The following is a 24,906-nucleotide window of genomic DNA, read 5'->3' as shown; positions in this document are numbered from 1 at the left end:
GTTTCGATCCTGTTCGATCGCATCCGGTCGCACGATAGAGGGTAGGGGAGGCACTTATCACCTGTGGGCGGCCGGGGGCGCGCATTGGCACAAAGGGGCGTGCGACGTCGGACGTGCCGACTACATTCGGAGGGACGCCGGCCGCAGGCTGGAGACCGGAACGGGCACGGGCGAGCAGGCGACGGACTGGGGGTGAGAGGCCGCATGGCGAAGAGCGACGCACCGCTGCGCTGGGACCGCAAGATGCAGCAGCGCCTCGCGCGCGGCGAGGCCGCCGCCCTGGGAGAGCTGTACGACCGGTTCGCCTCCCTCGTGCACGGTCTCGCGCACCGGGTGCTCGGTGACGAGCGGGCCGCCGACCGCATCACCCGCGACGTCTTCGCGTACGTCTGGGAGCATCCGGACGCCTACGACCCCCGGCAGGGCCCGCTGCGCACCTGGGTCGCCACGCTGGCCCACCGCCTGGCCGTGCAGCGGCTGCGGGCCACCGAGACGGCCGCCCTGGCCCGCAGCGGCACCGGGACCACCGAGGAGCTGGAGAGCAGGGTGCGCCACGCCTCGGTCGCCGCCCGCGCCGACTACATCGTCCAGTCGATGCCGGCCCCGCTGCGTGCCGCCCTGGAGCTGGCCTACTTCCAGCGCCGCGACTACCGCCAGACCGCCGTCGACCTCGGCGTCACGGAGGACGAGGCCCGCCGCCGCCTCCGCCTCGGCCTCCAGCTCCTCTCCACCGCCCGGGACGCCGCCTCCCCGGGGGCACCGGGGGCGCCGCCGGGATACGGAGGCGCCGCATGAGGGACGCGCACGGCACCGACGACGAGAACGAGCACACCGGGAACACAGGGAACACCGGGAACACCGGGAACACCGGGAACACCGGGAACACCGGGAACACCGGGAACACCGGGAACACCGGGAACGATGACCCCGGGGACCCGGGAGGTCGGGCAGGACCCGGCAGCCCCGCAGAGCGCGACGACCCCGTCACCCCCGGCAACCCCGGCGGTGCCCCCTCCCCCGCGCGGATACCGCTCCCCCGGGTGTCCGTCGAGGACGGTGGGCGGGCGCTGCCCGACGCGGTGCCGGACGGGCCGGTCCCGCTGGAGCACCAGGTGCTGACGTCCCTGCTCGGCGCGTGGGCGCTGGCGGCCTGTTCGGCGGAGGAGGCGGCGGCCGTCGAGGAGCACCTCGGCGCGTGCGACCCCTGCGCCGAGGAGGCGCTGCGGCTGCGCGAGGCCGTCGGACTGCTGCAACGCCCGGAGAGCCTCGACCTGGACCCCGCCCTGCGCACCCGCGTCCTGGAGGGCTGCCTGGAGCGGCGCCCGCCGCGCATCCCGGTGCCCGAGTGGGCGACGCCCTACGACGCCGAGACCGCACGGCTGGACGCGCTGCTCCAGGACATCGGCGACGCCGAGTGGCACGCGCCGGTCCGGCTGCGCTGGTACGAGGCCGACGGAGCCGCGAGCCGCCGCACCACCGTCGCCGGGGTCATCGCCCACCTGCTGACCGTCGACGGCCTGGTCGCGGTCGCCCTGGGCCTCGCCGATCCGCTGGGGGACATCGCCGCGCCCTCCGCCGCCCCGGCCGGCCGCACCGAGGCGTACTGGCGGGCGTCGCACTACCCGCCCACCCGCGCGGTGCGGGCACCCTGGCGCGAGCAGAGCCACGACATCGTGCGGACCGTGTCGTTCACCGGCGAGGCGGGCCGGATGCCGGTGTCCTACGGCGACTTCGAACTGCCGCTGCACGACGCCATGCTGGACCGCGCCTTCGAGTGCTGGGTGCATGCGGAGGACATCGCCGAGGCGGTGGACTATCCGTACGAGCCGCCCTCCGGGCGCCATCTGCACCGCATGATCGACCTGGCGGCCAGGATGCTGCCGGACGTCCTCGCGGCCCGTCGCCGGGACGGGCTGGCCTCGCCCGCCGCCCGCCCGCGCCTGGTGGCCGCGGGGGAGCCGGGGCGCAGCCTGCGCCTGGAGATCGAGGGCTCGGGCGGCGGGGAATGGCTCATCCCGCTCGACTCCCCGGGCGCGCTGGGCTCCGCCGACCACGAGGTGGCCCATGTGGCGCTGGACGGCGTGGAGTTCTGCCGGCTGGCCGCGGGCCACGTGCCTCCGGCGGACGCCGCGGCGGGACAGCTGGGCGACCGCGAGGCGATCAGGGACGTGCTGTTCGCCGCGGCGAGCCTGAGCAGGCTGTAGGGGCGGAGGCGGGCCGCCCCCGCGGGCCTAGGCGAAGACGACCGTGCGGCGCCCGTTGAGGAGGATGCGCCGCTCCGCGTGCCACTTCACGGCCCGGGCCAGTGCCTGGCACTCCACGTCCCGCCCGACGGCGACCAGCTGGTCCGGCGTGACGTCGTGCCCGACCCGCTCGACCTCCTGCTCGATGATCGGACCCTCGTCGAGGTCGGCCGTCACGTAGTGCGCCGTCGCCCCGATCAGCTTGACGCCCCGGGCGTGCGCCTGGTGGTACGGCTTGGCGCCCTTGAAGCTCGGCAGGAAGGAGTGGTGGATGTTGATGATCCGGCCGCTGAGCTGCTTGCAGAGGTCGTCGGAGAGGACCTGCATGTAGCGGGCCAGCACGACGAGTTCGACGTTCTCCTCGCGCACGATCTCCAGGACGCGCGCCTCGGCGTCCGCCTTGGTGTCCCGGGTCACGGGGATGTGGTGGAAGGGGATGTCATAGGAACCCACCAGCTCGGCGAAGTCGGTGTGATTGGACACCACTGCGGCGATCTCCACCGGCAGCGCACCGATCCGGGCCCGGAAGAGCAGGTCGTTCAGGCAGTGCCCGAACCTGCTGACCATGAGCACGACGCGCATCTTCTCGTCGGCCCGGTTGATCTGCCAGTCCATGTGGAAGGCGTCCCCGATCGCCGTGAAGCTGGCGCGCAGCTTGTCCACGGTCACCGGCGCCTCGGCCGAGAAGTGGACGCGCATGAAGAACAGTCCCGTGTCGTGGTCGCCGAACTGCTGGCTGTCCTCGATGTTGCAGCCGGTCATGAACAGGTAGCTGGACACGGCGTGCACGATGCCCTGCTTGTCCGGACAGGACAGGGTCAGGACGTACTGGTCGGCCGGGGCGGCGGCCGGCGGGACGGCGGCGGGGGACGGCTCATTCATGCAGGACAGGGTCCCATATCCGGGCCCCTGGGCCGAGTGGCGTCCCGCCAGGCGGACCCGTGCGCCCCCTCGGCCCGGCCCGGGGGCCCGCTCAGGCGGACCGGGTCAGGATGCGCAGCAGCTCCAGCGTGCGCGGCTCCGCCTCCGGGTCCTCGCCGTCGCCGGCGGCCAGCCGCACGTGCGCGTCGCGCGCCGCCCGGACCGCTTCCGGCCAGTCGGGGTGCTCGAGGTAGGCGGTCACCGGCGCGTCCGGCCCCACCTGGTGCATGATCCGCAGCACCCGCAGCACGGCGGTGTCGACGAGCGCCGCCTCCTGCGAGTCCCGGAAGACCGTGCCCACGTACTTCTCGGCGGACCAGTGGTCCAGCCAGGTGTCCTCCACCAGCCGGTAGACCGCGTCCGTGACGTCACCGTAGCCGTCCACACCGGCGAGCCAGACGTCCCGCTGGAAGGCGGGGGCGGAGAGCATGTGCAGCGCGGAGCGCACCTGGCTGCGCCAGCGCCACCACGGCATGTCGTTGAGTGGCATGCCGCCCATGGTGGAGGAGCGGCGGCCGCGACGGGAAGAGTTCTCCGAACCTTGCACGGTCATCGATCGTACGTTCCCCCTCGTTCACGCCTCACCGGCCCCCGCAATTCACCCCGGTGTCACCGTGCGTTGACCGCAGGTCACTTCCAGGTTAGCCGTGTGACGGAATCGTGCGGGCACATGACCGGCAGGCGACCCACCCGCAGCACCTTCCTCCGCGGCCTCCGCGGCCGCTCCCGGGCTTCCCGCACCGGTGTCCTGTCCGCGGGCGCGCTGGTGGCGTGCGCGTCGCTCGCCGTCGGCTGCGGGGTCGTCCCCGGTACCACGGGGGGTTCCGGGGACGACCCGATCACCGTCATGACCTGGGCACCGCAGGACACGGGCGCGACCAACAAGCCCGGCATGCCGGCCTTCGCCCAGGCCTACGCCCGCTCCGTCAACGCCCAGGGCGGGTTCGGCGGACGCAAGCTCAACGTCCTGACCTGCAACGACCACAACGACAGCGTGTCCGCCGCGAAGTGCGCCCGGCTCGCGGTCAAGGAGAACGTGGTCGCGGTCGTCGGCTCCTACAGCCAGCACGCCGACTCCTTCCTCCCCGTGCTGGAGGGCGCCGGAATCCCCTACATCGGCGGCTACGGCATCACCAACACGGAGTTCACCAGCCCGCTGTCCTACCCGGTCAACGGGGGCCAGCCCGCGCTGCTGGCAGGCCTCGGCAGCGCCCTCGCCGGCTCCTGCGGGCCGGTCACCCTGGTCCGGCCCGACACCATCGCGGGCGACGAGCTGCCCGTGCTGCTCGACGCCGGACTCGCCTCGGGCGGTCACGAGGACGCCCACGACCAGCGGGCGGCGGAGGACGCCACGGAGTACGGCGGCCAGTCCGAGCAGGCGCTGCGGCGGGCGACCGCCGGTGCGGCGGACCGGGGGTGCGTGGTGCCCGTCCTCGGGGACCGCACGGGCATCTTCATGGACTCCTTCCGCCGGGCCCGCGAGGACCACCCCGAGGTACGGACCGCGACCGTGCTCGGCAGCGTCGACCAGACCGCGGTCAACGCGAGCGGCGGGGAGTCCGGGCCCTACGAGGGGGCGTACGTCACCGGCTGGTACCCGTCGGTGAGCGACCCCGCCTGGGCCGGGATGAAGAAGGTGATCAAGGAGCAGGCGTTCGGCGACAACTACGTCGACGCGGCGGACGCCGGGGTGCAGACCACGTACATCGCGTACACCGTCCTCAGGAAGGTGGTCGAGTCCCTCGGCGACGGCGAGGTCGGCGCCGACACCGTCCGGCGGGCCCTGGACGGCGGGCTGGAGATCGGCACGGGCGGTCTCACGCCGCCGCTGCGGTGGACGTTCGCGGACAAGCTGGCCTCGGTCGGCTTCCCGCGCCTGGTCAACACCGAGGTGTCGCTCCAGGTCGTGCGCGAGGGCCGGCTCGTCTCGGCCCGCCAGGGCACCCTGGACACCACCCGCACCCTGCAGAACGCCGACGTGGCCTGAGCGACCGCCCGGCCCGGCGCCCGGAGGCGGGGGACCGGGGGCGGGGGCCGGGGGCCGTCACAGCTGGGTGGGCTGGCGTTCCGTCAGGCCGTACTCCTTGGCGATGGCGTTCCAGAGCTTGGCGGCCTTCGCCTTCTCCTTGCTCGCCGTGCCGCTCTCCCGGTTGCCGGCCGCCGGGCTGGAGCGGGGCTTGCCCTTCTTGCAGCCGTTCTTGCCGGCCGTCTGGTCGGCCCAGGCCGCGTAGTGGTTGTCGGCCGACGCCGAGGCCTGCCACGCCTTGGTGAGGGCGGTGGTCAGCTCGGAGTGCCGGGGCAGCTTGTCCACGCTCAGCTGGGAGAGGCTGGTGACCAGCCCGGTGCGCTGCTTGGCGGCCTCCCGGAGGTCCTTGGCCGCCTGGGGCAGGTTGTCGCAGGTCTTCACGTCGCCCACGGCGTTGATCACGGTGGACCGGCTGTTGCCGCTGTGGGCCAGCAGCTTGTCCAGCTCGACGGCCTGCTGCCGGACCGGGTCCGCGGACGGCGACGGTGAGGCGGACGCGGAGGCGGAGGCGGAGGCCGGGGCGGTGGCGGACACGGTCTGGTTGCCGCCGGTGTCCTCCTCGCCGCCCCCGCCGGCCATCATCGCGCCGGCTCCGACGCCGACGACGGCGATGCCGACCCCCACGGCCGCCAGGAGCGGCAGCCGGGAACCCGTCCGTCCACCGCGGCCGCCGCGGCCGCCGCCGTCCTCGTTCGCGCGCCGCCTGCCGCCGCCACCACCACCGGGGCCCTGGGGGGCGTACCCGGACCGGTCGCCGGGGCGCGGGGGCTGCGGCTCGTCGAAGCGGGGCATCTGCTGCGTGGACGAGGCCGGGCCGTCGGAGCCGGGCCCGCTGCGGAAGAGGTTGTCGAACTCGGCGGGCGGCTGTCGGTTCTCCTCGCCGCCGGGCGCCCCGTAGGGGGCCGGTGCGGGGCCGCCGGGCACGGGGGCGATGTACTGCGTGGCCTCGGCGTCCGGGTGCGGGGCGGGCGCCGCGGGGGCGGACCGGTGTCCGGCCGCGTCCGGCGCCGGGTAGTGCTGCGGGGCCCGGCCGAGGAACTGCGTCGACTCGGCGTCGGGCCGGCCGTGCCGGGCGTGCGTCTGCGCGGGTCTCTCCGGAGGCAGCGCTCCCGGTCCCACGGGAGGTATGTACTGGGTCGCGCCCTCGTCCGCGGGTATCCCGACCGGCGGCAGGAACTGGGTGAGCCCCTCGTCGGCCGACGGCAGCGGGGCGGACTGCTGCTGCGGCGCCGGGGACCCGGCCCCCTGACCCTGCTGCGGGTACGAGGACGGCACGCCGTAGCCCTGATCGCCGTGGACACCGGGAACCTGGCCACCCGCCTGGTCGCCGTACGCACCCGGCACCTGGCCGCCGTAGGCCGGGGCCGGGGCGCCGTAGGCCGGGGCCGGGGCGCCGTAGGCCGGGGCCTGCGCGCCCTCCGGGGGGAGCGGGCCGGGGCCCGACTGGGGCGGCAGGGCGCCGGGCGACCGGTCCGGGCCGTCCTGGGCGGGCCAGCCGTGCGCGGCGGGCGGCTGGGCGGTCTCCGGTCGGCCGGAGTCCCAGGGCTGGGCTCCGGCCGGAGTCGGCCAGCCCTGGTCCTGCGCCGGGCCCTGCTGCTCGGGGCCCCACGGCCGGTCCCATGCCTGGCCGCCGGGCGGCGCCGAGGGGGGCACGGGCCGGCCGGCCGGGCCGGCACCTGTGCCTGCCAGACCCGGCAGCAGCGGCTCGCCACCGTCGGAGGGCAGCACGATGCCTTCGCGCGCGGGCCGCGCCGAGGGCTCCTCGCCCTGTCCACTCTGCGTCACCGGGACTCCTACGAATGGGGGACCTTCGGAATCGTCGGCTCACGCTACCGGGTCCCCGGAGCCCACTGCCACGCCGCATGGGGCGTGGGCTCCTTCCCTGTGACAGCAGTAACAAAACCGGGCCGGGGCACGCTGTTCACGGAGGCCCGTGCTCACCGTGCCGCCATTTCCCGTGAGTTCACGGGCGCGCGGCCCTCGCGTTCACGCCGCGGCCTGGAGGTCGAGCCGCGCCCCGAACTCCCTCACCACCGCCTCCTCCCGGTACGGTTCCAGCCGTGCCTGGAAGTCGTCCAGGTACTCGGCGCCCCGGTTCGAGCGGAGCGTCTCCAGGAGTTCCACCGCCTTCGTCGCGGTGGTGCAGGCCTGTTCGATCTCCCGCTGCTGCACCTGCGCGGTGGCCAGCAGCACATGCCCGATGGCCCGCCTGCGCGCCCGCGACTCGGGGTGCCCGTCCAGGGACTCCCGCGCGTACCGCGCCGCGGCGTCGGCCTGCCCGAGGTCCCGGTGGCAGTGGGCCAACTCGTCCGCGAGGTAGGCCTCGTCGAAGTGCGCGATCCACACGGGGTCGTCCCCGGAGGCCGCGTCGGCCGCGTCCATTGCGGCGACCGCCCGTCCGGCCGCGGTGTGGGCGGCCCGCACGTCGCCGAGGAGCGCGTGGCCGCGGGCCTCGGCCGCGTGGAACATCGCCTCCGCCCTCGGCGTCACCCGCCCCCGCGCGCCCTCCTGCGCCGCGCGCGCCAACTGCGCGATCTCGCGCGGGTTGCCGAGCTGCGCGGCCAGGTGACTCATGGACGCGGCGAGGACATAGCCGCCGTACCCGCGGTCGCCGGCCGCCTGTGCGAGCCGCAGCGACTGGATGTAGTACCGCTGGGCGAGACCCGGTTGCCCGGTGTCGACGGCCATGTATCCGGCCAGCTCGGTCAGTCGGGCGACGGTGGCGAACAACTCCCGTCCGACCGACTCCCGGTAGGAGCCCGCGAGCAGCCCGGAGACGACGCTGTTCAGGTAGTGCACGACCACCGGGCGCACGTGCCCGCTGCCGTACTGGTGGTCCAGCTCCACCAGTGCCTGCGTCGTCGCCCGCACGGCCGCCACGTCGGAGGGCCCCACCCGCGGCCCGGCCGAGCGCGAGACCTGCGAGTCGGGGGCGGAAATCAGCCAGTCCCGGCTCGGTTCGACGAGCGCGGAGGCGGCGACGGAGGAACCGGACAGGAAGTCCCGGCGGCCGACGTCGCTGCGCCACAGCTCGCAGACCTGCTCGATGGCGCCCAGGACCGTCGGCGAGAACTGGAGGCCGACGCCCGACGCGAGGTTCTTGCCGTTGGCCATGCCGATCTCGTCGATCGTGACCGTGCGGCCGAGCTTGCGTCCGAGCGCCTCGGCGATGATCGCCGGTGCCCGGCCCCGCGGTTGCTGTCCGCGCAGCCAGCGGGCCACGGAGGTCTTGTCGTACCGCAGGTCGAGTCCGTGCTCGACCCCGCACACGTTGACCCGGCGGGCGAGGCCCGCGTTCGAGCAGCCCGCTTCCTGAATGAGCGCCTGCAGTCGTTCGTTCGGCTGCCGCGCGACGAGAGGCCTTGCGGCCATGGCGTAACCCCCATGCGGTCTCTTGCGGTGTCATGCGGTATCGGTGCTGTCCCGGCGGACCGATGAATCCGGCCGTGAAGATCAATGCCCCGTCGATGTGCCGACAATGCGAGACTTGCGAAGCTTGCGAGGATTGCCGGGGCAACGGCTGCCGCCGGCCCCAGACGTGGCTACCCAGCTCCCGCGGCGGATCCTCCCGCGCGCCCCCGAACATGCACCCATGCGCCCCGGGTGCGGAACCGGTGCTCCTCCCCGGCGCAGAGGGCGGGGCGGGGGCCCGGCGGGCACGCCCCGGGAGGGCGGCCGCGGGAGACGGCCGGACCCCCGTAACCCGGGGTGGGCGCGGGAGTTGAGTTCCACGTGGAAGAGACCATCCCGGGCACCGAAGCCGCTCAGATCCCCCGGCAGCGCGGTGCATCGCTGCTGGAGACCGCCGTACGCTACGCCGAGGAGCGCCACTGGGACGTGTTCCCCGGCACCTGGCTCGAAGCCGCCGACGGGGTGCAGCGCTGCTCCTGCGGGGACCCGGCGTGCGCCGCGCCGGGCGCGCACCCGGCGCGCGAGGACTGGGCGACCCAGGCGACGGGCAGCGCCACCGTCGCCCGGCGGATGTGGCAGAAGCAGCCGACGGCGGCGATCCTGCTGCCCACGGGGCGGACGTTCGACGCGATCGACGTGCCCGAGACCGCGGGGTTCCTGGCACTGGCCCGGATGGAGCGGATGGAGCTGACGCTCGGTCCGGTGACGCTGACGCCGGACCGGCGGATGCGGTTCTTCGTCCTCCCGGGTGCCGCGGCCAAGGTGCCGGACCTCGTGCGGCGGCTGGGATGGTCGCCGTCGTCCCTCGACCTGACCGCGCTGGGCGAGGGCACCTTCGTGGCCGCCCCGCCCACGCGGTACGGGACGCGGGGAGCCGTGCAGTGGGCGTGCCGGCCCACCCCGGCGAACCGGTGGCTGCCGGACGTGGAGGAGCTGATCTCACCGCTGGCGTACGCCTGCGGCAGGGACCGTTAGGGCTCCCTGAGGGCGTCCAGGAACGGTTCGATGGCCGCCCGCCACGCCTCCGGCTGGTCGTAGTGGACGAGGTGGCCTGCGTCGGCGACCTCCGCGTACTGGCCGCGCGGGAGCACGCGGACCATCTCCTGCGCCTCCGCGCGGCCCAGCTCGCCGTCGAGGCCGCGGACGACCAGGGTCGGGCAGCGGACCTGGGCCAGCTCCTCCCAGTGGGCGTCGTAGACCCACGTCTCGCGCGACCTGAGCATCTGCTCCGGCTCGAAGACGGGCCGCCAGCCGTCCGGGGACTCGGCCATCACCTCGACGTAGAACTCGCCCCGGGCCGGGTTGGGCCGCTCCACCCACGGGTCGTCCTCGCCGAACCACTTGCGCACGTCCGCGAGGGTGGCGAAGGGGACCGGCCAGGCGCGGAACCACTCGGTCCAGGTGTGCTGCGAGGCGGCGCCGAGCGCCGACGCCCGCATGTCGCAGATGATCAGGCCGCGGACCAGGTCGGGGCGTTTCGCGGCGAGCTGCCAGGCGGTCAGCGCCCCCATGGCGTGGCCGATCAGGACGGCCGGGCCGAGACCGAGCTGCTCCAGGGCGGCCTCGACGTCCTCGACGTAGGCCTCCCGGGTGTAGGCGCCGCGCGGGGGCTTCTCGCTGCGGCCGTGTCCGCGCTGGTCGAGGGCGACGGCCCGGTGCCGGGCGGAGAGCCAGCGGGCGGTGGGGGCCCAGTGCGAGGCGCGGCCCATCAGACCGTGGAGTAACAGCACACCCGGCAGGTCACCGGTGGCCGTGGCACCGGAATCCGGGTGTCCGGGAGCCGTGTCTTCGAGGGCCGTGCCGTGGGGCCCGCCGGTCTTGGGAGGGTCGCCGAACTCCCAGGCCGCGAGGCGTACGCCGCCCGCGCCGGTCACGTCGATGCGCCGCGCCATAGGTCCTGGCACCCCCCAAGCTCCGCTCGGACCGCCCGCTCCTGCCGGGCCGGCCGGTCCTGTGAACCGTGTCCTGCCTGCCGTGCCTGTCCTGCTCGCCGTGACCGCCGTCGCGTGCACGGCCGTCCGACGTCCGCAGAGTATCGAATACTCATTCGAAGGGGCCGTCTCGCTGAGCAACACCCCTCATTCGAGTGACACCCCTCAGGGATTGATCGTCGCCGCCCAGGGGAGATCTTCAACGGGAGGCGGACCGCTCGGGGAAAACGGTCCGAGGGGATTGACCCTGAGAGCTCGGGGCTCCGGGTCAGCACAGGGGAGGACAGGCCCCGGCGCCACACGGCGCCGGGGCCCTCTCCGTCTCTCCGTCACACCCTCCCCCTCCCCGGCCGGGCGACATCGCTGTCGGCGCACGGCCCAGAGCCCCTCACGTCATATGCCTCGCGTCCAGCCTTGCACGCGACGCCGCCGGGCGCTGCGATTCGGCTCACCGGCCGCCGGAATCGACGGGATCACACCCGTGGCCGGAACACCCCGCGACGGACGGGACCCGGCCGGCCCTCAGCGCTTGGCGACGAACACGTGGGAGGCGACCTCCGACTCCAGCTCCGCCGCCTCGCCGCCGCTGCCCACCAGCACCCCGCCCGCCGACTCCGTCACGCTCACCACCGAGCCGGGCCGCACGCCCGCCCGGCGCAGCGTGTACATCAGCTGCGCGTCCGTCTGGATCGGCTCCCCGATCCGGCGCACGACGACCGTCTTGCCCTCCAGGCCAGGGTCCAGGTCGGCGAGCGAGACCATGCCCTCGTCCAGGAACGGGTCCGCGCCGTCCGTCTCGCCCAGCTCCTCCAGGCCCGGGATCGGGTTCCCGTACGGCGACTCGGTCGGGTGGCGCAGCAGCTCCAGCACGCGGCGCTCCACGGCCTCGCTCATCACGTGCTCCCAGCGACACGCCTCGGCGTGCACCTGCTCCCACTCCAGGCCGATCACGTCGACGAGCAGGCACTCCGCCAGCCGGTGCTTGCGCATCACGCGGGTGGCCAGCCGGCGGCCCTCCTCGGTCAGCTCCAGGTGCCGGTCGGCCGCCACGGACACCAGACCGTCGCGCTCCATCCGCGCCACCGTCTGGCTGACCGTCGGACCGCTCTGGTCGAGCCGCTCGGCGATCCGGGCGCGCATCGGGACCACACCTTCCTCCTCCAGCTCCAGGATGGTGCGGAGATACATCTCCGTGGTGTCGATCAGTCCGGACATTCGTGCCCCTTGATGAGATTGCCGGAGGCTACGGCCCACCGGCGCGTGCGCTGGCCCTGGAATTCAATTCTGACGCATACCACCGACAACCGTGCCTCACCGCGGAAAGCCGGGCCCCGGCGGCCCTGCCGGGCCGCCCCGACACCGTATTGACACCGCAGTGGTCCAGACCGCACGGTGATCCGCGACACAGCCACACCTAAGGGGTCCCGCATGAGCGACCGCAAGCCGGCCGGCCAGTTCATCGACGCCGCGATCGACCTCCTGCGGCGCGTCCGCGACGAGGAGGCCGACGCCATCGAGGCGGCCGGCACGCTGCTCGCCGACACCGTGGAGAACGGCGGGCGGCTCTTCGCCTTCGGTGCCGGCCACTCCTCGCTCGCCGCCCAGGACGCCGTCTACCGCGCCGGCGGACTCGCCCTGATGAACCTGCTCGCCGTGCCCGGCGTCGTCGGCGTCGACGTCATGCCCGCCACCCTGGGCTCCGCCCTGGAGCGCGTCGGCGGCCTCGCCGGCGTGGTGCTCGACTCCTCGCCCCTGCGCGAGGGCGACGCCCTGGTGATCGTCTCCCTCTCCGGGCGCAACGCCCTGCCCGTGGAGATGGCCCAGTACGCCCGCGCGCTGGGGGTACGGGTCATCGGCGTGACCTCGGTGGCCTACGCCGCCGAGACCACGTCGCGGCACTCCTCCGGCACCTTCCTCAAGGACCACTGCGACCTCGTGCTCGACTCCAAGATCGCCGTCGGCGACGCGGAACTCACCCTCGACACCGTCCCGGCACCCTTCGCCCCCGCCTCCACGGTCGTCACCAGCGCCCTGATGCAGGCCATCACGGCCACGGCCGCCACCGTCCTCGCCGACCGCGGCATCGAACCGCCCCTGCTGCGCTCCGGCAACGTGGACGGCGGCCCCGAGTGGAACGAGCGGGTACTGGACCAGTACCGCGACCGGATCTTCTACCGGCGCTGACCCGCACGGAGGCGGCGCCTGCGCCGCCTCCGCTACCCCTTGCCCACCGCACCGGCCAGGTCCAGCACCGCCGCGATGCGCACGGCCACGTCCTCGGCGTACATCGCGTCGGACCGCTCGAAGGCGCTCCGCCCGGAGCCCCGCAGGAAGGTCACGACGCCCAGCGTCCGGCCCCGGCTGCGCAGCACCGCGCACAGGCCGTGCACCGTGTCCGCCGGCCACTGCCGGGCCGCCGCCCACTCGCGCACCCGCTCGGTGGGCACCGCCCGCACACCGGCGCTGGCCCGCACCGAACCCGCCCGCTCCACGCACTGCACCGCCGGGTGGCTTGCGCCGTAGCGCACCGGCATCCCGGTCGTCCCGGCCGGCACGCTCGGTCCCGGCGCACCGGACGGCGTGGCCGCGACCCGGACCAGCCGGACCGGCTCCGCCGGGTCGGCGTCGGTGTCCGCCGCGCCGCCCACGATCCGGTCGACCAGCGCGTGATCGGCGAACCCGGCGAGCGCGAAGTCCAGGTGGACGACCGCCGCCTCCGCCGGGTCCTCGCACTCGGCCGCCGCCCGCGCCGCGCGGTGCAGCTGGTTGGCCCGGAACCGCAGCAGCGCCGCGTCCTGCTCGCCCTGCTTCGACTCCGTGACGTCCTGGAACAGCCAGCCGACCCCCAGCGGCACCGGCTCCTCCGCCAACGGAGACGCCAGCCGCACGAAGCCGCTGCGCCAGCACCGGCGCCGCTCGCCCTCCGCGGTGCGCACGCTCACCCAGACCTCGGCGGGCCCGGGCGGCGCCCCTTCCGCGAGCACGTGCGTGAGCGCGCTCTCCAGCTCCTCCACGCCCTGCGCGAGCAGGTCGCCGAGCGGCCGGCCCAGCACCGCCGTACGCCCGGCGCCGAGCGCGCGGGCCGCGTGGGCGTTCACCACGGCGGGCCGCAGATCCACGTCCACCAGCACCACGCCCCAGCTCGCGTCCTCCAGCAGGGCCTCGCTCAGCGCGATGGAACGCTCCAGGTCGATCTGGGCGTGCACCTCGCTGAACGCGCAGTACACCCCCGCGGGCCGGCCGTCGGGGCCGCGTACGGCCGCGGACTGGGTGCGCACCAGCACCCGCCCGCCGTCCTTGGTCAGCAGCGCGAACTCGTGCACCTGCCGGCCCGGCGCCCGCATCGCGGACAGCAGCCGCTCCTCGACCTCACCGGCGTCCGCCCGGCGCACGGCCCAGCCCGCGAAGCCCTGCCGCCCCACGGCCTCGGCCGCGGTCCAGCCCAGGATGCGCTCCGCCTCCCGGTTCCAATGGGTGACGACCCCGTCCCCGTCGAAGGCGCACAGGGCCGCGTCCATGCCGTCGAGCAGCGCGGCCAGCAGATCCGCCCCGTCCCGCTCGGGCTGCTCCGGCTCGTCCGGCCCCAGCTCGTCGGTGATCCCACTACTCCGGGAAGCACTCACCTGGACCCCCTGCAGGCTGCGTCCGCCGTACGGTACGTCGGCTCGCTCAGTGGCCTTCACTGGCCTTCATTCAACTCGAACGTGATGCAGCACACACCGAGTTCCCACAAGATTGCGAAAATCGTTGTACTGCGGAAACTCGGCATACGCCCCCGTCATGCGGGGTGCCGGGTGAGCCGCAGATCGACCCACTCGTCGCTCTCGCCGTCCAGCACGTACCGCTCGCGTTCCACGAACCCGCGCGCCTCGGCGAACCGCAGCCCCTCGGCGTTCGCGGCCAGCACCACGGTCTCCACCGCCCCGGCACCGAGGGCGCGCGCGTGCGCCATCCCCGACGCGTAGAGGGCAGAACCGATCCCGCGGCCGCGGTGGCCGGGCAGGACCCGGGCGATCACGGTCGCCACCCGCTCCTCCCCCTGCGGCGGCCGCACGGTGGAGCAGCCGACGAGCACGTCCCCGAGGTAGGCGTTCTCCAGCCGGTACCGCCCGGCGCGCTCCCGCGCCTGGTCCGGACTCATCGCCGCGGGCGGCACGGTCACGTTGTGGACGTGCCGCCACTCCTCGGCCATCGCGTCGCCGCGCACCGCCTCGATCCGCAACCCCGGCACCGCCGCCGGCGGCTCTCCCTCTTCCCTCGTCATGGGCGGAACGGTAGGTGACCAGCGGCGACGCGTCCACGGACGAGGGAGGGCGAACCGGGTCGGAAAAAAGCGATTGCCCGGTGGCCGACCGGTTCCTAATGTGGTGTGCACACAGAAGGGAGGTGGTTCGGCAGATGTATGCATACCGGACGCGTGAGGTGACTGCGGGCTAGCGGCTCGCCACCACACTCAGTGCGGTGCCGGACCAGTGCGCGCGTGACGCGTGCGGCCGGCCCAATCCCAGCAGTCACCCGACCCGCGAGTCGCCGGTACGTCCGGCCGGCTCCTCTCCGGAGGAACCCGACTCGCGGGTCGTCTGCGTTGTCAGCAGCGGTCAGTGGTCAGCGGTCAGCGGTCAGTGGTCGATGTCGGCGTAGCCCTCGATCGCGCGGGGGTCGCGGGGGCCGGGGCCGACGTAGCGGGCGGAGGGACGGACCAGGCGGCCGGTGCGCTTCTGCTCCAGGATGTGCGCCGACCAGCCGGCGGTGCGGGCGCAGGTGAACATCGAGGTGAACATGTGGGCCGGGACCTCGGCGAAGTCCAGCATGATGGCGGCCCAGAACTCGACGTTGGTGGCCAGCACCCGGTCGGGGCGGCGGGCGTTGAGTTCGGCCAGGGCGGCCTTCTCCAGGGCCTCGGCGACCTCGAAGCGCGGCGCGCCCAGTTCCCGGGCGGTGCGGCGCAGGACGCGGGCGCGGGGGTCCTCGGCGCGGTAGACGCGGTGGCCGAAGCCCATGAGGCGTTCGCCCGCGTCGAGGGTCTTCCGGACGTAGGCCTCCGCGTCGCCGGTGCGCTCGATCTCCTCGATCATGCCGAGGACGCGCGAGGGGGCGCCGCCGTGCAGCGGGCCGGACATGGCGCCCACCGCTCCGGAGAGCGCCGCGGCCACGTCGGCGCCGGTGGAGGCGATGACGCGGGCGGTGAAGGTGGAGGCGTTCATGCCGTGCTCGGCGGCCGAGGTCCAGTAGGCGTCGACGGCGGCGACGTGCTTGGGGTCGGGTTCGCCGCGCCAGCGGATCATGAAGCGTTCGACGACGGAGCCCGCCTTGTCTATCTCGCGCTGCGGGACCATGGGCAGGCCCTGGCCGCGGGCGGACTGGGCGACGTAGGACAGGGCCATGACGGCGGCGCGGGCGAGGTCCGCGCGGGCCTGCTCGGCGTCGATGTCGAGGAGGGGCTTGAGGCCCCAGACGGGGGCGAGCATGGCGAGGGCGGACTGGACGTCGACGCGGATGTCGCCGGAGTGGACGGGGATCGGGAAGGGCTCGGCGGGCGGCAGGCCGGGGTTGAAGGCGCCGTCGACGAGCAGGCCCCATACGTTGCCGAAGGAGACGTGGCCGACGAGGTCCTCGATGTCGACGCCGCGGTAGCGCAGCGCGCCGCCCTCCTTGTCGGGTTCGGCGATCTCCGTCTCGAACGCGACGACTCCCTCGAGCCCGGGTACGAAGTCGGACATCAGCGGCTCCTCGTGATCGTGATGTGTGGCGACCGGTGCGGGAGCGGTGCGGCGCCCCCGCGGACGCTCGGTCCCTCGGATCCACGGTCGTCTCGCCGACTCGCGGTCCTGGCGGTCACCCCTGTGATGCCCCGTACGGCCGGCGTTCATCCGACCGGAGCGGGAGCAAGCACGATATCCCCGAGTGCCACGCTTGGGGAGGGGGTGCGGCACTCAGTGCCACGCAGTGACCAAGAACACCGCGGTACGGCAGGATGGCGGCGTGACCGATCCCGACGCCGCTCCCTTCGATCTCCCCTCGATGCGCAAGCAGTACCGGGCCGACGGACTCGCCGAGACCGAGCTGGCCGCCACGCCCGTCGAGCAGTTCGCGCGCTGGTTCCGGCAGGCCGCGACCGAGGGCGGGCTCTTCGAGCCGAACGCCGTGGTCGTCTCGACGGCGGACGCGCGGGGGCGGCCCAGCTCCCGCACGGTGCTGCTGAAGCACTTCGACGAGCAGGGGTTCGTCTTCTACACCAACTACGGCTCCCGCAAGGCGCGCGAGCTGGCGGAGAACCCGCAGGTCGCGCTGCTGTTCCCCTGGCATCCGATGGCCCGGCAGGTGATCGTCACGGGCGTCGCGGAGCGTACCGGGCGGGACGAGACCGCCGCCTACTTCCGCACCCGGCCGCACGGCTCCCAGCTGGGTGCCTGGGCCAGCGTCCAGTCGTCCGTGGTGGCCGGACGGGACGCCCTGGACGCCGCGTACGCGGAGCTGACCGCGCGGTATCCGGAGGGCGAGCAGGTGCCGGTGCCGCCGCACTGGGGCGGGTTCCGGGTGGTGCCGCACGAGGTGGAGTTCTGGCAGGGGCGGGAGAACCGGCTGCACGACCGGCTCCGGTACGTGGCGGAGGCGGACGGGGGCTGGCGGGTGGAGCGGCTCAGCCCCTGAGGGACGGGGCGGCTCAGCCCAGCGCCTCGTCCAGCAGCCGCGCCCACTGGTCGACCACCCGTCGCCGCCGGGCCGCGTCGTCGGTGAGGAGGGTGGCCAGGCCCAGGCCGCGGGCCATGTCGAGGAGGCCCTGGACGGTCTCGCGGACGCCGGGGCGCATCTCGTCGGCGCCGAGGAGTTCGACGGCGATGCGGTGGCTCTCGCGGCCGACGCGGGCCTCCAGCTCGGTCACCCGCTCCCGCAGCTGCTCCTCGTCGGAGGCGGCGACCCACAGGTGCAGGGCGGCCCGGAAGAGGGGGCCGGTGTAGAGGTCGACCAGGGCCGAGACGACGGCCCGGCGGTCGTCGGCCGCCGTGCCCTCGGGGAAGAGCGCACGCAGGGCGCCGGAGCGTTCCTCCGCCACGTACTCCACGGCGGCCGTGAAGAGGTCCTCGCGGGTCGGGAAGTGGTGCTGGGCGGCGCCGCGGGTGACACCCGCGCGTTCGGCGACGACGGAGACCGTGGAGCCCGCCCAGCCGCGTTCGGCGAGGCAGGCCACGGCGGCTTCCAGGAGCCGCTGCCGGGTGGCCCGGCTGCGGTCCTGCTTGGGGACACGCTCCGCGCCGGCCGTGCCCACGGCGCCGCTCACACCACCCATTCCGGATCCCGTCGTTCGAGGAAGGCCGTCATCCCCTCGCGGGCCTGCGGGGAGGCGAACAGCTCGGCCGAGACTGCGGTCAGGTGGGCCGCGTCCCGGTCGAAGGCCTCCAGCACCCTAGCCGTGAGCAGCCGTTTCGTCGCGGCCAGCGCCTGCGGCGAGGCACGGCGCACACCGTCCAGGACGGGTTCCAGTACGGCGTCCACGTCGTCGCCCGCCGCCGTGACCAGGCCGATCCGGGCGGCCTCGGCGGCGTCGAAGCGCTCGCCGGTGAGGTAGTGGCGGGCGAGGGCGCGGGGGTCGGTGCGGGGCAGCAGGGGCAGGGAGATGACGGCGGGGGCCACGCCGATGCGGACCTCGGTGAAGGCGAAGGTCGAGGCGGTGGAGGCGCCGGAGATGTCGCACGCGGCGAGCAGGCCGAGGCCGCCCGCGCGGACGTGCCCGGTGACGCGGGCGACGACCGGCTTGGGGAGTTCGACGATGCCGCGGAGCAGGCCGACCAGGGCGTCCGGGTCGGGCGGGTCGCGCAGATCGGCGCCGGCGCTGAAGGTGTTGCCGGTGTGGGTGAGGACGACGGCGCGGACGTCCGGGTCGCGTCCGGCGTCGTCGAGGGCGCCGGCCAGGTCGGTGACGAGGGCCGCCGAGAGGGCGTTGCGGGTGTGCGGGGAGTCGAGGACGAGGGTCTGGACGCCGCGTGTGCGGGAGCGGCCGAGCACGGTCACCGGCCGCCTCGCAGTTCCCGGCGGAGGATCTTGCCGCTGGCGGACCGGGGGACGCCGTCGACGAAGGTGACCCGGCGGACGCGTTTGTAGGGGGCGACGCGCTCGGCGACGTACATCATGATCTCGCTCTCCGAGAGGCCGGGCGCGGTCGGCCGGCGCACGACGTGGGCGTGCGGCACTTCGTTGCCGTCGTCGTCGTAGGTGCCGACGACGGCCGCGTCGGCGACGCCGGGGTGGGTGAGCAGGAGGGCTTCGAGTTCGGCGGGGGCCACCTGGAAGCCCTTGTACTTGATCAGTTCCTTGACGCGGTCGACGACGAACAGCCAGCCGTCGGCGTCCACGTGTCCGACGTCCCCGGTGTGCAGCCAGCCGTCCTCGTCGATCAGGGCGGCGGTGGCGTCGGGGCGGCCGAGGTAGCCCTTCATGACCTGGGGTCCGCGGATGAGGATCTCGCCGGACTCCCCGACGCCGAGGTCCTTGCCGGGGTCGTCGAGGGAGACGATGCGCATCTCGGTGCCGGCGATGAGCCGGCCGACGGTGCCGGGCGGCGCGTCGGCCATGGCGTCCAGGGGGACGACGTGGGTGCCCGGGGACAGTTCGGTCATGCCGTAGGCCTGGCCGACGGGCGGCAGGCCGAGCCGCTGCGAGCAGGCGGCGGCGAGCCGCGCGTCCAGGGGGGCGGCGGCGCTGAGGACGTACTTGAGGGACGAGAGGTCGTAGTCGGCGACGAGGGGGTGCTTGGCGAGGGCGAGGACGATCGGCGGGGCGACGTACAGGCCGGTGATGCGGTGGTTCTGGATGGCCGCGAGGAACTGCTCCAGGTCGAAGCGGGGCAGGACGACGACGGTGGCGCCGAGCCGCAGCGGGGCGTTCATGAGGGCCGTGAGCCCGTAGATGTGGAAGAACGGCAGGACGGCCAGGATGCGTTCGCCGGGACCGGCGGGTACCAGGGGTTCGAGCTGGGCGAGGTTGGTGGCGATCTGCCGGTGGGTGAGCATCACGCCCTTGGGGGTGCCGGTGGTGCCCGAGGAGTAGGGCAGCGCGGCGATGTCCTCGGCGGGGTCGAGGGTGACGGACGGCTCGGGTGCGGTCGAGGCCAGCATGTCGGCGAGCGAGCGGTGCCCGGGGGCGCTGTCGCAGACGAAGATCTCCTGGACGCCGCCCGCGAGTGCGGCGGCCCGGCGGGCGGTGTCCAGCAGGGGTGAGACGGTGACGATCCAGCGGGCCCGCGAGTCCCCCAGCTGCTTGGCGAACTCCTCGGCGGTGGCGAGCGGGTGCACGGTGGTGACGGAGGCGCCGGCGCGGGTGGCGGCGTAGAAGGCGAGGGGGAAGGCGACGGTGTTGGGGCTGTGCAGGGCGAGGACGTCGCCCTTGCCGACGCCGGCCTCGGCGAGGGCGGCGCTGACCCGCCGGTGGAACCGGTCGACCTGCTCGTAGGTGAGGGTGGTGCCGTCGGTGCCGTCGATCAGCGCCGGGGTGTTCCCGAAGGCGGCGGCCCGGCCGAGGACCGCGTCGTGGATGGGCAGGTCGACGGGCGGGACGGCTGCGTACTGGCTGCGGAACACGGTTCCTCCAGGGCGGGCTAGTACGACTTGGGCAGGCCGAGGGTCTGGTGGGACACGTAGTTGAGGATCATCTCGCGGCTCACCGGCGCGATCCGGGCCACGCGCGCCGCCGTGATCAGCCGGGCGAGCCCGAACTCGCGGGTGAGGCCGTTGCCGCCGAGGGTGTGCACGGCCTGGTCGACGGCCTTCACGCAGGCCTCGCCGGCCGCGTACTTGGCCATGTTGGCGGCCTCGCCGGCGGCCATGTCGTCACCGGCGTCGTAGAGGTGGGCGGCCTTCTGCGTCATCAGCCGGGCCAGTTCCAGCTCGATGTGGGCCTGGGCGAGGGGGTGGGCGATGGCCTGGTGGGCGCCGATCGGGGTCTTCCACACGGTGCGTTCGCGGGCGTAGTCCAGGGCGCGGGTCAGGGCGTAGCGGCCCATGCCGATACCGAAGGCGGCGGTCATCACGCGCTCGGGGTTGAGGCCGGCGAACAGCTGGAGGAGGCCGGCGTCCTCGTCGCCGACGAGGGCCTCGGCGGGCAGGCGCACGTCGTCGAGGGTCAGCTCGAACTGCTTCTCCTCGGCGTTCAGTTCCATGTCGAGCTGCCGCCGCTCGAAGCCGGGGGTGTCGCGGGGGACGATGAACAGGCAGGGTTTGAGCCGGCCGGTGCGGGCGTCCTCCGTGCGGCCGACGATCAGGGTGGCGTCGGCGATGTCGACGCCGCTGATGAAGACCTTGCGGCCGGTGAGGAGCCAGTCGGTGCCGTCGCGGCGGGCGGTGGTGGTGATGCGGTGGCTGTTGGAACCGGCGTCGGGTTCGGTGATGCCGAAGGCCATCAGGCGGCTGCCGTCGGCGAGTGCCGGGAGCCACTCGCGCTTCTGGGCCTCGGTGCCGAAGCGGGCGATGACGGTGCCGCAGATCGCCGGGGAGACGATCATCATGAGGAGGGGGTTGCCGGCGGCGCCCATCTCCTCCAGCACGAGGGAGAGTTCGGTGATGCCGCCGCCGCCTCCGCCGTAGGCCTCGGGCAGGTTGACGCCTATGTAGCCGAGCTTGGCGGCCTCCTGCCAGAACTGCCGGTTGTCGGTGCGGGGGTGGCTCCGGGCGAAGGCGGAGACCGCTGCGCGGAGGGACGTGTGCTCTTCGGATTCGATGAGGGTGGTCATCTCGGTGCTCCTTCGGGTACGGAGATCGTCGTGGCTTGTCGCGCCCACGCGGCAGAGCCGCATGTTCCGTGCGGTCCCGCGCCCCTAGGTCTCCTGCACCGTCGCCAGGAGCGAGCCGACCGTGACCTGCTGCCCGGGTACGGCCTTCAGGGTCGTCAGAGTGCCGTCGGCCGGGGCGGTGATCCGGTGTTCCATCTTCATCGCCTCCAGCCAGAGCAGGGGCTGGCCCGCCGCCACGCGCGCGCCCTCCGTCACGCCCTCGGCGACGCGGACGACCGTGCCGGGCATCGGGGCGAGGAGGGAGCCGGGGGCGTGCTCGGCGGTGGGGTCGGGGAAGCGGGGCAGGGCGGTGAGCGTGGTGGAGCCGACGTGGACGGTGTCGCCGTAGCGGGCGATCTCGAAGCGGCGCCGTACGCCGTCGGTCTCCAGGACGACGGTGCGGGCGTCGGCGCGCACCACGCGTACGCCGTCCGCGGTGAGGCCCGCGCGGGTGTGGTGGTAGCGGACCTCGTGCTCCTCGCCGGCCAGGGCGTACCGCTTGACCTGGGGCGCCGAGGGCAGGTTGCGCCAGCCACCGAAGCGGCCCGCGCGGGCGCTCGCGTCGGCGAGGGCGGCGGCCAGCGGGGCGAGGGGGTCGGGGGCGGGCTCGGTGAGGGCGGCCAGGTGGCGGTCGTAGAAGCCGGTGTCCATGCGGGCGGAGGTGAACTCCTCGTGCCGCAGGGAGCGGACGAGCAGGTCCCGGTTGGTGACCGGGCCGTGGATCGCCGCCCGTTCCAGGGCCCCGGCGAGCCGCCGGACGGCCTCCGCGCGGGTGGGCGCGTGGGCGACGAGCTTGGCCAGCATCGGGTCGTAGTGGACGCCGATGTCGTCGCCGTCGGTGTAGCCGGTGTCCAGGCGGATGCCGTCCGGGACGGCGAGGCGGTGCAGGCGGCCGGTCTGCGGCGTCCAGCCGTGTGCCGGGTCCTCGGCGTACAGGCGGGCCTCGACGGCGTGGCCGCGCGGGGTCGGCGGCTCGCTCCCCAGGGCGTGGCCCTCGGCGACGCGGAGCTGGAGGGCGACCAGGTCGATGCCGAACACGGCCTCGGTGACGGGGTGTTCGACCTGGAGGCGGGTGTTCATCTCCAGGAAGTGCGCGCGGCCGCCGGCGACGAGGAACTCGACGGTCCCGGCGCCGGTGTAGTGCACGGCGCGGGCGGCGCGGACGGCCTGCTCGTGCAGGTCCCGGGTGAGGGAGGCGTCCAGGCCGGGGGCCGGGGCCTCCTCGATCACCTTCTGGTGGCGGCGCTGGAGGGAGCAGTCGCGGGTGCCGAGCACCCATACCGTGCCGTGGGTGTCGGCGAGGATCTGCACCTCGACGTGGCGCCCGTCCTCCACGTACGGCTCGACGAAGACCTCGCCGTCGCCGAAGGCGCTCGCCGCCTCCGCGCGGGCGGCGGTCAGTGCGGCGCCGAGGTCGGCGAGCCGCCGTACGACGCGCATGCCGCGCCCGCCGCCGCCGGCCGCCGCCTTCACCAGCACCGGCAGGTCGGCCTCGGTGACCTCGCCGAGGGGGGCGATGCCCATCAGCTCCTTGGCGCGGGTCTTGGACGCCATCGCCTCGATCGCCTCCGGCGGCGGCCCGATCCAGGTCAGGCCCGCGTCGGTGACGGCCCGCGCGAAGCCGGCGTTCTCGGAGAGGAAGCCGTAGCCGGGGTGCACGGCGTCGGCGCCGGCGGCGAGCGCGGCCTTTACGATGAGGTCGCCGCGCAGGTACGTGTCGGCGGAGGCGGTGCCCGGCAGGCGGACGGCCGCGTCCGCCACGCGCGCGTGGAGGGCGTCCTCGTCGGCGTCGGAGTGGACGGCGACCGTCCTGATGCCCGCCTCGCGGCAGGTGCGGAAGATCCGGCAGGCGATCTCGCCCCGGTTGGCGACGAGGACGGTGCCGATCACAGGGTGCTCCTCGCTGGTCACAGTGGTTCCCTCACATCCGGAAGACGCCGAAGCCACCGCGCACGCCCTGGTAGGGCGCGGTGTGGACGGCCGACAGGCACAGGCCGAGGACGGTGCGGGTGTCGCGCGGGTCGATGACGCCGTCGTCGTAGAGCCGCCCGGACAGGAACATGGGCAGCGACTCGGACTCGATCTGCTGCTCCACCATGGCGCGCAGCGCCGCGTCGCCCTCGTCGTCGTAGGGCCGGCCCTTCGCGGCGGCGGACTGGCGGGCGACGATGGAGAGCACGCCGGCGAGCTGCTGGGGGCCCATGACGGCGGACTTGGCGCTGGGCCAGGCGAAGAGGAAGCGCGGGTCGTAGGCCCGGCCGCACATGCCGTAGTGGCCGGCGCCGTAGGACGCGCCCATCAGGACGGACAGGTGGGGGACGCGGGAGTTGGAGACGGCGTTGATCATCATCGCGCCGTGCTTGATGATGCCGCCCTGCTCGTACTCCCTGCCGACCATGTAGCCGGTGGTGTTGTGCAGGAACAGGAGCGGGACGTCGCGCTGGTTGGCGAGCTGGATGAACTGGGCCGCCTTCTGCGACTCCTCGCTGAAGAGGACCCCCTGGGCGTTGGCGAGGATGCCCACGGGGTAGCCGTGCAGGGCAGCCCAGCCGGTGACCAGGCTCGTCCCGTAGAGCGGCTTGAACTCGTCGAAGTCGGAGGCGTCGACGATCCGGGCGATCACCTCGCGCGGGTCGAAGGGGATCTTGAGGTCGCCGGGGACGATGCCGAGGAGTTCCTCCGGGTCGTACTTCGGGGGCTCGGCGACCGGCGGATCGGGGTGTGCCTTGCGGTGGTTGAGCCGGGCGACGACCCTGCGGGCCCGGCGCAGGGCGTCGGGTTCGTCCACGGCGAAGTAGTCGGCGAGACCGGAGGTGCGGGCGTGCATCTCGGCGCCGCCCAGCGACTCGTCGTCGCTCTCCTCGCCGGTGGCCATCTTGACCAGGGGCGGCCCGCCGAGGAACACCTTCGCCCGCTCCTTGACCATGATCACGTGGTCGGACATGCCGGGGATGTAGGCGCCGCCCGCCGTGGAGTTGCCGAAGACGACGGCGACGGTGGGGATGCCGGCCGCCGACAGCCGCGTCAGGTCGCGGAAGATCGCGCCGCCGGGGATGAAGATCTCCTTCTGGGACGGCAGGTCGGCGCCGCCGGACTCGACCAGGCTGACGCAGGGCAGCCGGTTGGCGAGGGCGATGTCGTTGGCGCGCAGGGCCTTCTTCAGCGACCAGGGATTGCTGGCACCGCCGCGCACGGTCGGGTCGTTGGCGGTGATCAGGCACTCCACGCCCTCGACGGTGCCGATGCCGGTGACCAGGGACGCGCCGACGGTGTACTCGCTGCCCCAGGCCGCCAGCGGGGACAGCTCCAGGAAGGGCGTGTCGGGGTCGAGGAGCAGCTCGATGCGCTCGCGGGCCAGGAGCTTGCCCCGCTCGCGGTGCCGGGCGACGTACTTCTCGCCGCCGCCCGCGAGGGCCTTGGCGTGCTCGGCGTCCAGCTCGGCGAGCTTGCCGAGCATGGCCTCGCGGTGGGCCCGGTGGTCCGGGGCGGCCGGGTCCAGGGCCGAGGGCAGGACCGTCACGCGAGTACCTCCGGGATGTCCAGGTGGCGGGCCGTCACAGGAGTACCTCCGGGATGTCCAGGTCACAGACCGTCACAGCAGTACCTCCGGGA

21 protein-coding genes are annotated in these 24,906 nt (G+C 74.0%); 6 read left to right on the top strand and 15 right to left on the bottom strand.

The window, feature by feature from the left end:
• Window positions 1-204 precede the first annotated feature (204 nt).
• Together AC07FV_RS27395 and AC07FV_RS27390 are read left to right on the top strand one after the other, a co-directional pair.
• Complete coding sequence (locus AC07FV_RS27395) at window positions 205-795, top strand: sigma-70 family RNA polymerase sigma factor (protein ID WP_361015559.1); 591 nt, start codon at window positions 205-207, stop codon at window positions 793-795.
• Complete coding sequence (locus AC07FV_RS27390; protein ID WP_479089971.1) at window positions 792-2,204, top strand: zf-HC2 domain-containing protein; 1,413 nt, start codon at window positions 792-794, stop codon at window positions 2,202-2,204. Before AC07FV_RS27395 ends, AC07FV_RS27390 begins: the two co-directional genes overlap by 4 nt.
• Window positions 2,205-2,231: 27 nt before the next feature.
• Here AC07FV_RS27390 and purU read toward each other — a convergent pair whose 3' ends face one another.
• Window positions 2,232-3,125: a formyltetrahydrofolate deformylase gene (purU, locus tag AC07FV_RS27385; RefSeq protein WP_479089969.1), complete on the bottom strand. Its 894-nt coding sequence runs from the start codon at window positions 3,123-3,125 to the stop codon at window positions 2,232-2,234.
• A 91-nt stretch (window positions 3,126-3,216) separates the two neighbouring features.
• Window positions 3,217-3,717, bottom strand: a complete 501-nt coding sequence (locus tag AC07FV_RS27380; protein WP_479089968.1) for an SCO4402 family protein — start codon at window positions 3,715-3,717, stop codon at window positions 3,217-3,219.
• Between the two features lie 117 nt (window positions 3,718-3,834).
• On the opposite strand from AC07FV_RS27380, the gene AC07FV_RS27375 reads away from it, so the two are divergent.
• Entirely contained in the window at window positions 3,835-5,151 is a 1,317-nt protein-coding gene (locus tag AC07FV_RS27375) for an ABC transporter substrate-binding protein (RefSeq protein ID WP_479089966.1), read from the top strand.
• A 57-nt stretch (window positions 5,152-5,208) separates the two neighbouring features.
• Here AC07FV_RS27375 and AC07FV_RS27370 read toward each other — a convergent pair whose 3' ends face one another.
• Complete coding sequence (locus AC07FV_RS27370; RefSeq protein WP_479089964.1) at window positions 5,209-6,975, bottom strand: hypothetical protein; 1,767 nt, start codon at window positions 6,973-6,975, stop codon at window positions 5,209-5,211.
• A gap of 201 nt (window positions 6,976-7,176) precedes the next feature.
• Entirely contained in the window at window positions 7,177-8,562 is a 1,386-nt protein-coding gene (locus AC07FV_RS27365) for a transcriptional regulator (protein ID WP_479089963.1), read from the bottom strand.
• A gap of 360 nt (window positions 8,563-8,922) precedes the next feature.
• Here AC07FV_RS27365 and AC07FV_RS27360 point away from each other — a divergent pair, with 360 nt between their 5' ends.
• Window positions 8,923-9,576, top strand: coding sequence for a bifunctional DNA primase/polymerase (locus AC07FV_RS27360; protein ID WP_479089961.1), 654 nt, complete (start codon window positions 8,923-8,925; stop codon window positions 9,574-9,576).
• Here the strand turns inward: AC07FV_RS27360 and AC07FV_RS27355 are convergent.
• Together AC07FV_RS27355 and AC07FV_RS27350 are read right to left on the bottom strand one after the other, a co-directional pair.
• Window positions 9,573-10,493, bottom strand: a complete 921-nt coding sequence (locus tag AC07FV_RS27355) for an alpha/beta fold hydrolase (protein WP_479089959.1) — start codon at window positions 10,491-10,493, stop codon at window positions 9,573-9,575. The two genes, AC07FV_RS27360 and AC07FV_RS27355, sit on opposite strands and share 4 nt — an antisense overlap.
• A 561-nt stretch (window positions 10,494-11,054) precedes the next feature.
• Window positions 11,055-11,747, bottom strand: coding sequence for an iron-dependent transcriptional repressor DtxR (locus AC07FV_RS27350; protein WP_479089957.1), 693 nt, complete (start codon window positions 11,745-11,747; stop codon window positions 11,055-11,057).
• 213 nt (window positions 11,748-11,960) lie between these two features.
• Between AC07FV_RS27350 and AC07FV_RS27345 the strand changes: the two genes are divergently transcribed.
• Entirely contained in the window at window positions 11,961-12,716 is a 756-nt protein-coding gene (locus tag AC07FV_RS27345; RefSeq protein WP_479089955.1) for an SIS domain-containing protein, read from the top strand.
• A gap of 32 nt (window positions 12,717-12,748) precedes the next feature.
• Here AC07FV_RS27345 and AC07FV_RS27340 read toward each other — a convergent pair whose 3' ends face one another.
• The 3 genes from AC07FV_RS27340 to AC07FV_RS27330 form a co-directional block, all read right to left on the bottom strand.
• Window positions 12,749-14,155, bottom strand: a complete 1,407-nt coding sequence (locus AC07FV_RS27340) for a PAS domain-containing protein (RefSeq protein ID WP_479089953.1) — start codon at window positions 14,153-14,155, stop codon at window positions 12,749-12,751.
• A gap of 155 nt (window positions 14,156-14,310) precedes the next feature.
• A complete protein-coding gene (locus AC07FV_RS27335; RefSeq protein ID WP_479089951.1) occupies window positions 14,311-14,796 on the bottom strand; it encodes a GNAT family N-acetyltransferase in 486 nt (161 codons plus the stop codon).
• A 355-nt stretch (window positions 14,797-15,151) separates the two neighbouring features.
• Window positions 15,152-16,252: a citrate synthase 2 gene (locus tag AC07FV_RS27330; protein ID WP_383644572.1), complete on the bottom strand. Its 1,101-nt coding sequence runs from the start codon at window positions 16,250-16,252 to the stop codon at window positions 15,152-15,154.
• Window positions 16,253-16,553: 301 nt separating this feature from the next.
• On the opposite strand from AC07FV_RS27330, the gene pdxH reads away from it, so the two are divergent.
• Complete coding sequence (pdxH, locus tag AC07FV_RS27325) at window positions 16,554-17,183, top strand: pyridoxamine 5'-phosphate oxidase (protein ID WP_479090063.1); 630 nt, start codon at window positions 16,554-16,556, stop codon at window positions 17,181-17,183.
• Window positions 17,184-17,196: 13 nt separating this feature from the next.
• Here the strand turns inward: pdxH and AC07FV_RS27320 are convergent, their stop codons facing one another.
• From AC07FV_RS27320 to AC07FV_RS27295, 6 genes are all read right to left on the bottom strand, one after another.
• The gene (locus tag AC07FV_RS27320) at window positions 17,197-17,820 is read right to left on the bottom strand and encodes a TetR/AcrR family transcriptional regulator (protein WP_479089949.1); all 624 of its coding nucleotides are present in this window, start codon (window positions 17,818-17,820) and stop codon (window positions 17,197-17,199) included.
• Window positions 17,808-18,542: an enoyl-CoA hydratase family protein gene (locus AC07FV_RS27315; RefSeq protein ID WP_479089948.1), complete on the bottom strand. Its 735-nt coding sequence runs from the start codon at window positions 18,540-18,542 to the stop codon at window positions 17,808-17,810. The genes AC07FV_RS27320 and AC07FV_RS27315 overlap by 13 nt, the downstream gene beginning before the upstream one ends.
• On the bottom strand, window positions 18,539-20,107 hold the full coding sequence (locus tag AC07FV_RS27310) for a 4-coumarate--CoA ligase family protein (RefSeq protein ID WP_479089946.1): 1,569 nt from the start codon (window positions 20,105-20,107) through the stop codon (window positions 18,539-18,541). Before AC07FV_RS27310 ends, AC07FV_RS27315 begins: the two co-directional genes overlap by 4 nt.
• 17 nt (window positions 20,108-20,124) lie before the next feature.
• Window positions 20,125-21,255: an acyl-CoA dehydrogenase family protein gene (locus AC07FV_RS27305; RefSeq protein WP_479089944.1), complete on the bottom strand. Its 1,131-nt coding sequence runs from the start codon at window positions 21,253-21,255 to the stop codon at window positions 20,125-20,127.
• An 84-nt stretch (window positions 21,256-21,339) separates the two neighbouring features.
• Window positions 21,340-23,184, bottom strand: a complete 1,845-nt coding sequence (locus tag AC07FV_RS27300) for an acetyl/propionyl/methylcrotonyl-CoA carboxylase subunit alpha (protein ID WP_479090062.1) — start codon at window positions 23,182-23,184, stop codon at window positions 21,340-21,342.
• 31 nt (window positions 23,185-23,215) lie between these two features.
• Complete coding sequence (locus AC07FV_RS27295) at window positions 23,216-24,814, bottom strand: acyl-CoA carboxylase subunit beta (protein ID WP_479089942.1); 1,599 nt, start codon at window positions 24,812-24,814, stop codon at window positions 23,216-23,218.
• Window positions 24,815-24,906 lie beyond the last annotated feature (92 nt).

It is taken from the genome of Streptomyces sp. NPDC045956 (assembly GCF_056430705.1).
The sequence above is the reverse complement of the archived record's forward strand: the minus strand, read 5'-3'. Positions and strand labels throughout refer to the sequence as shown.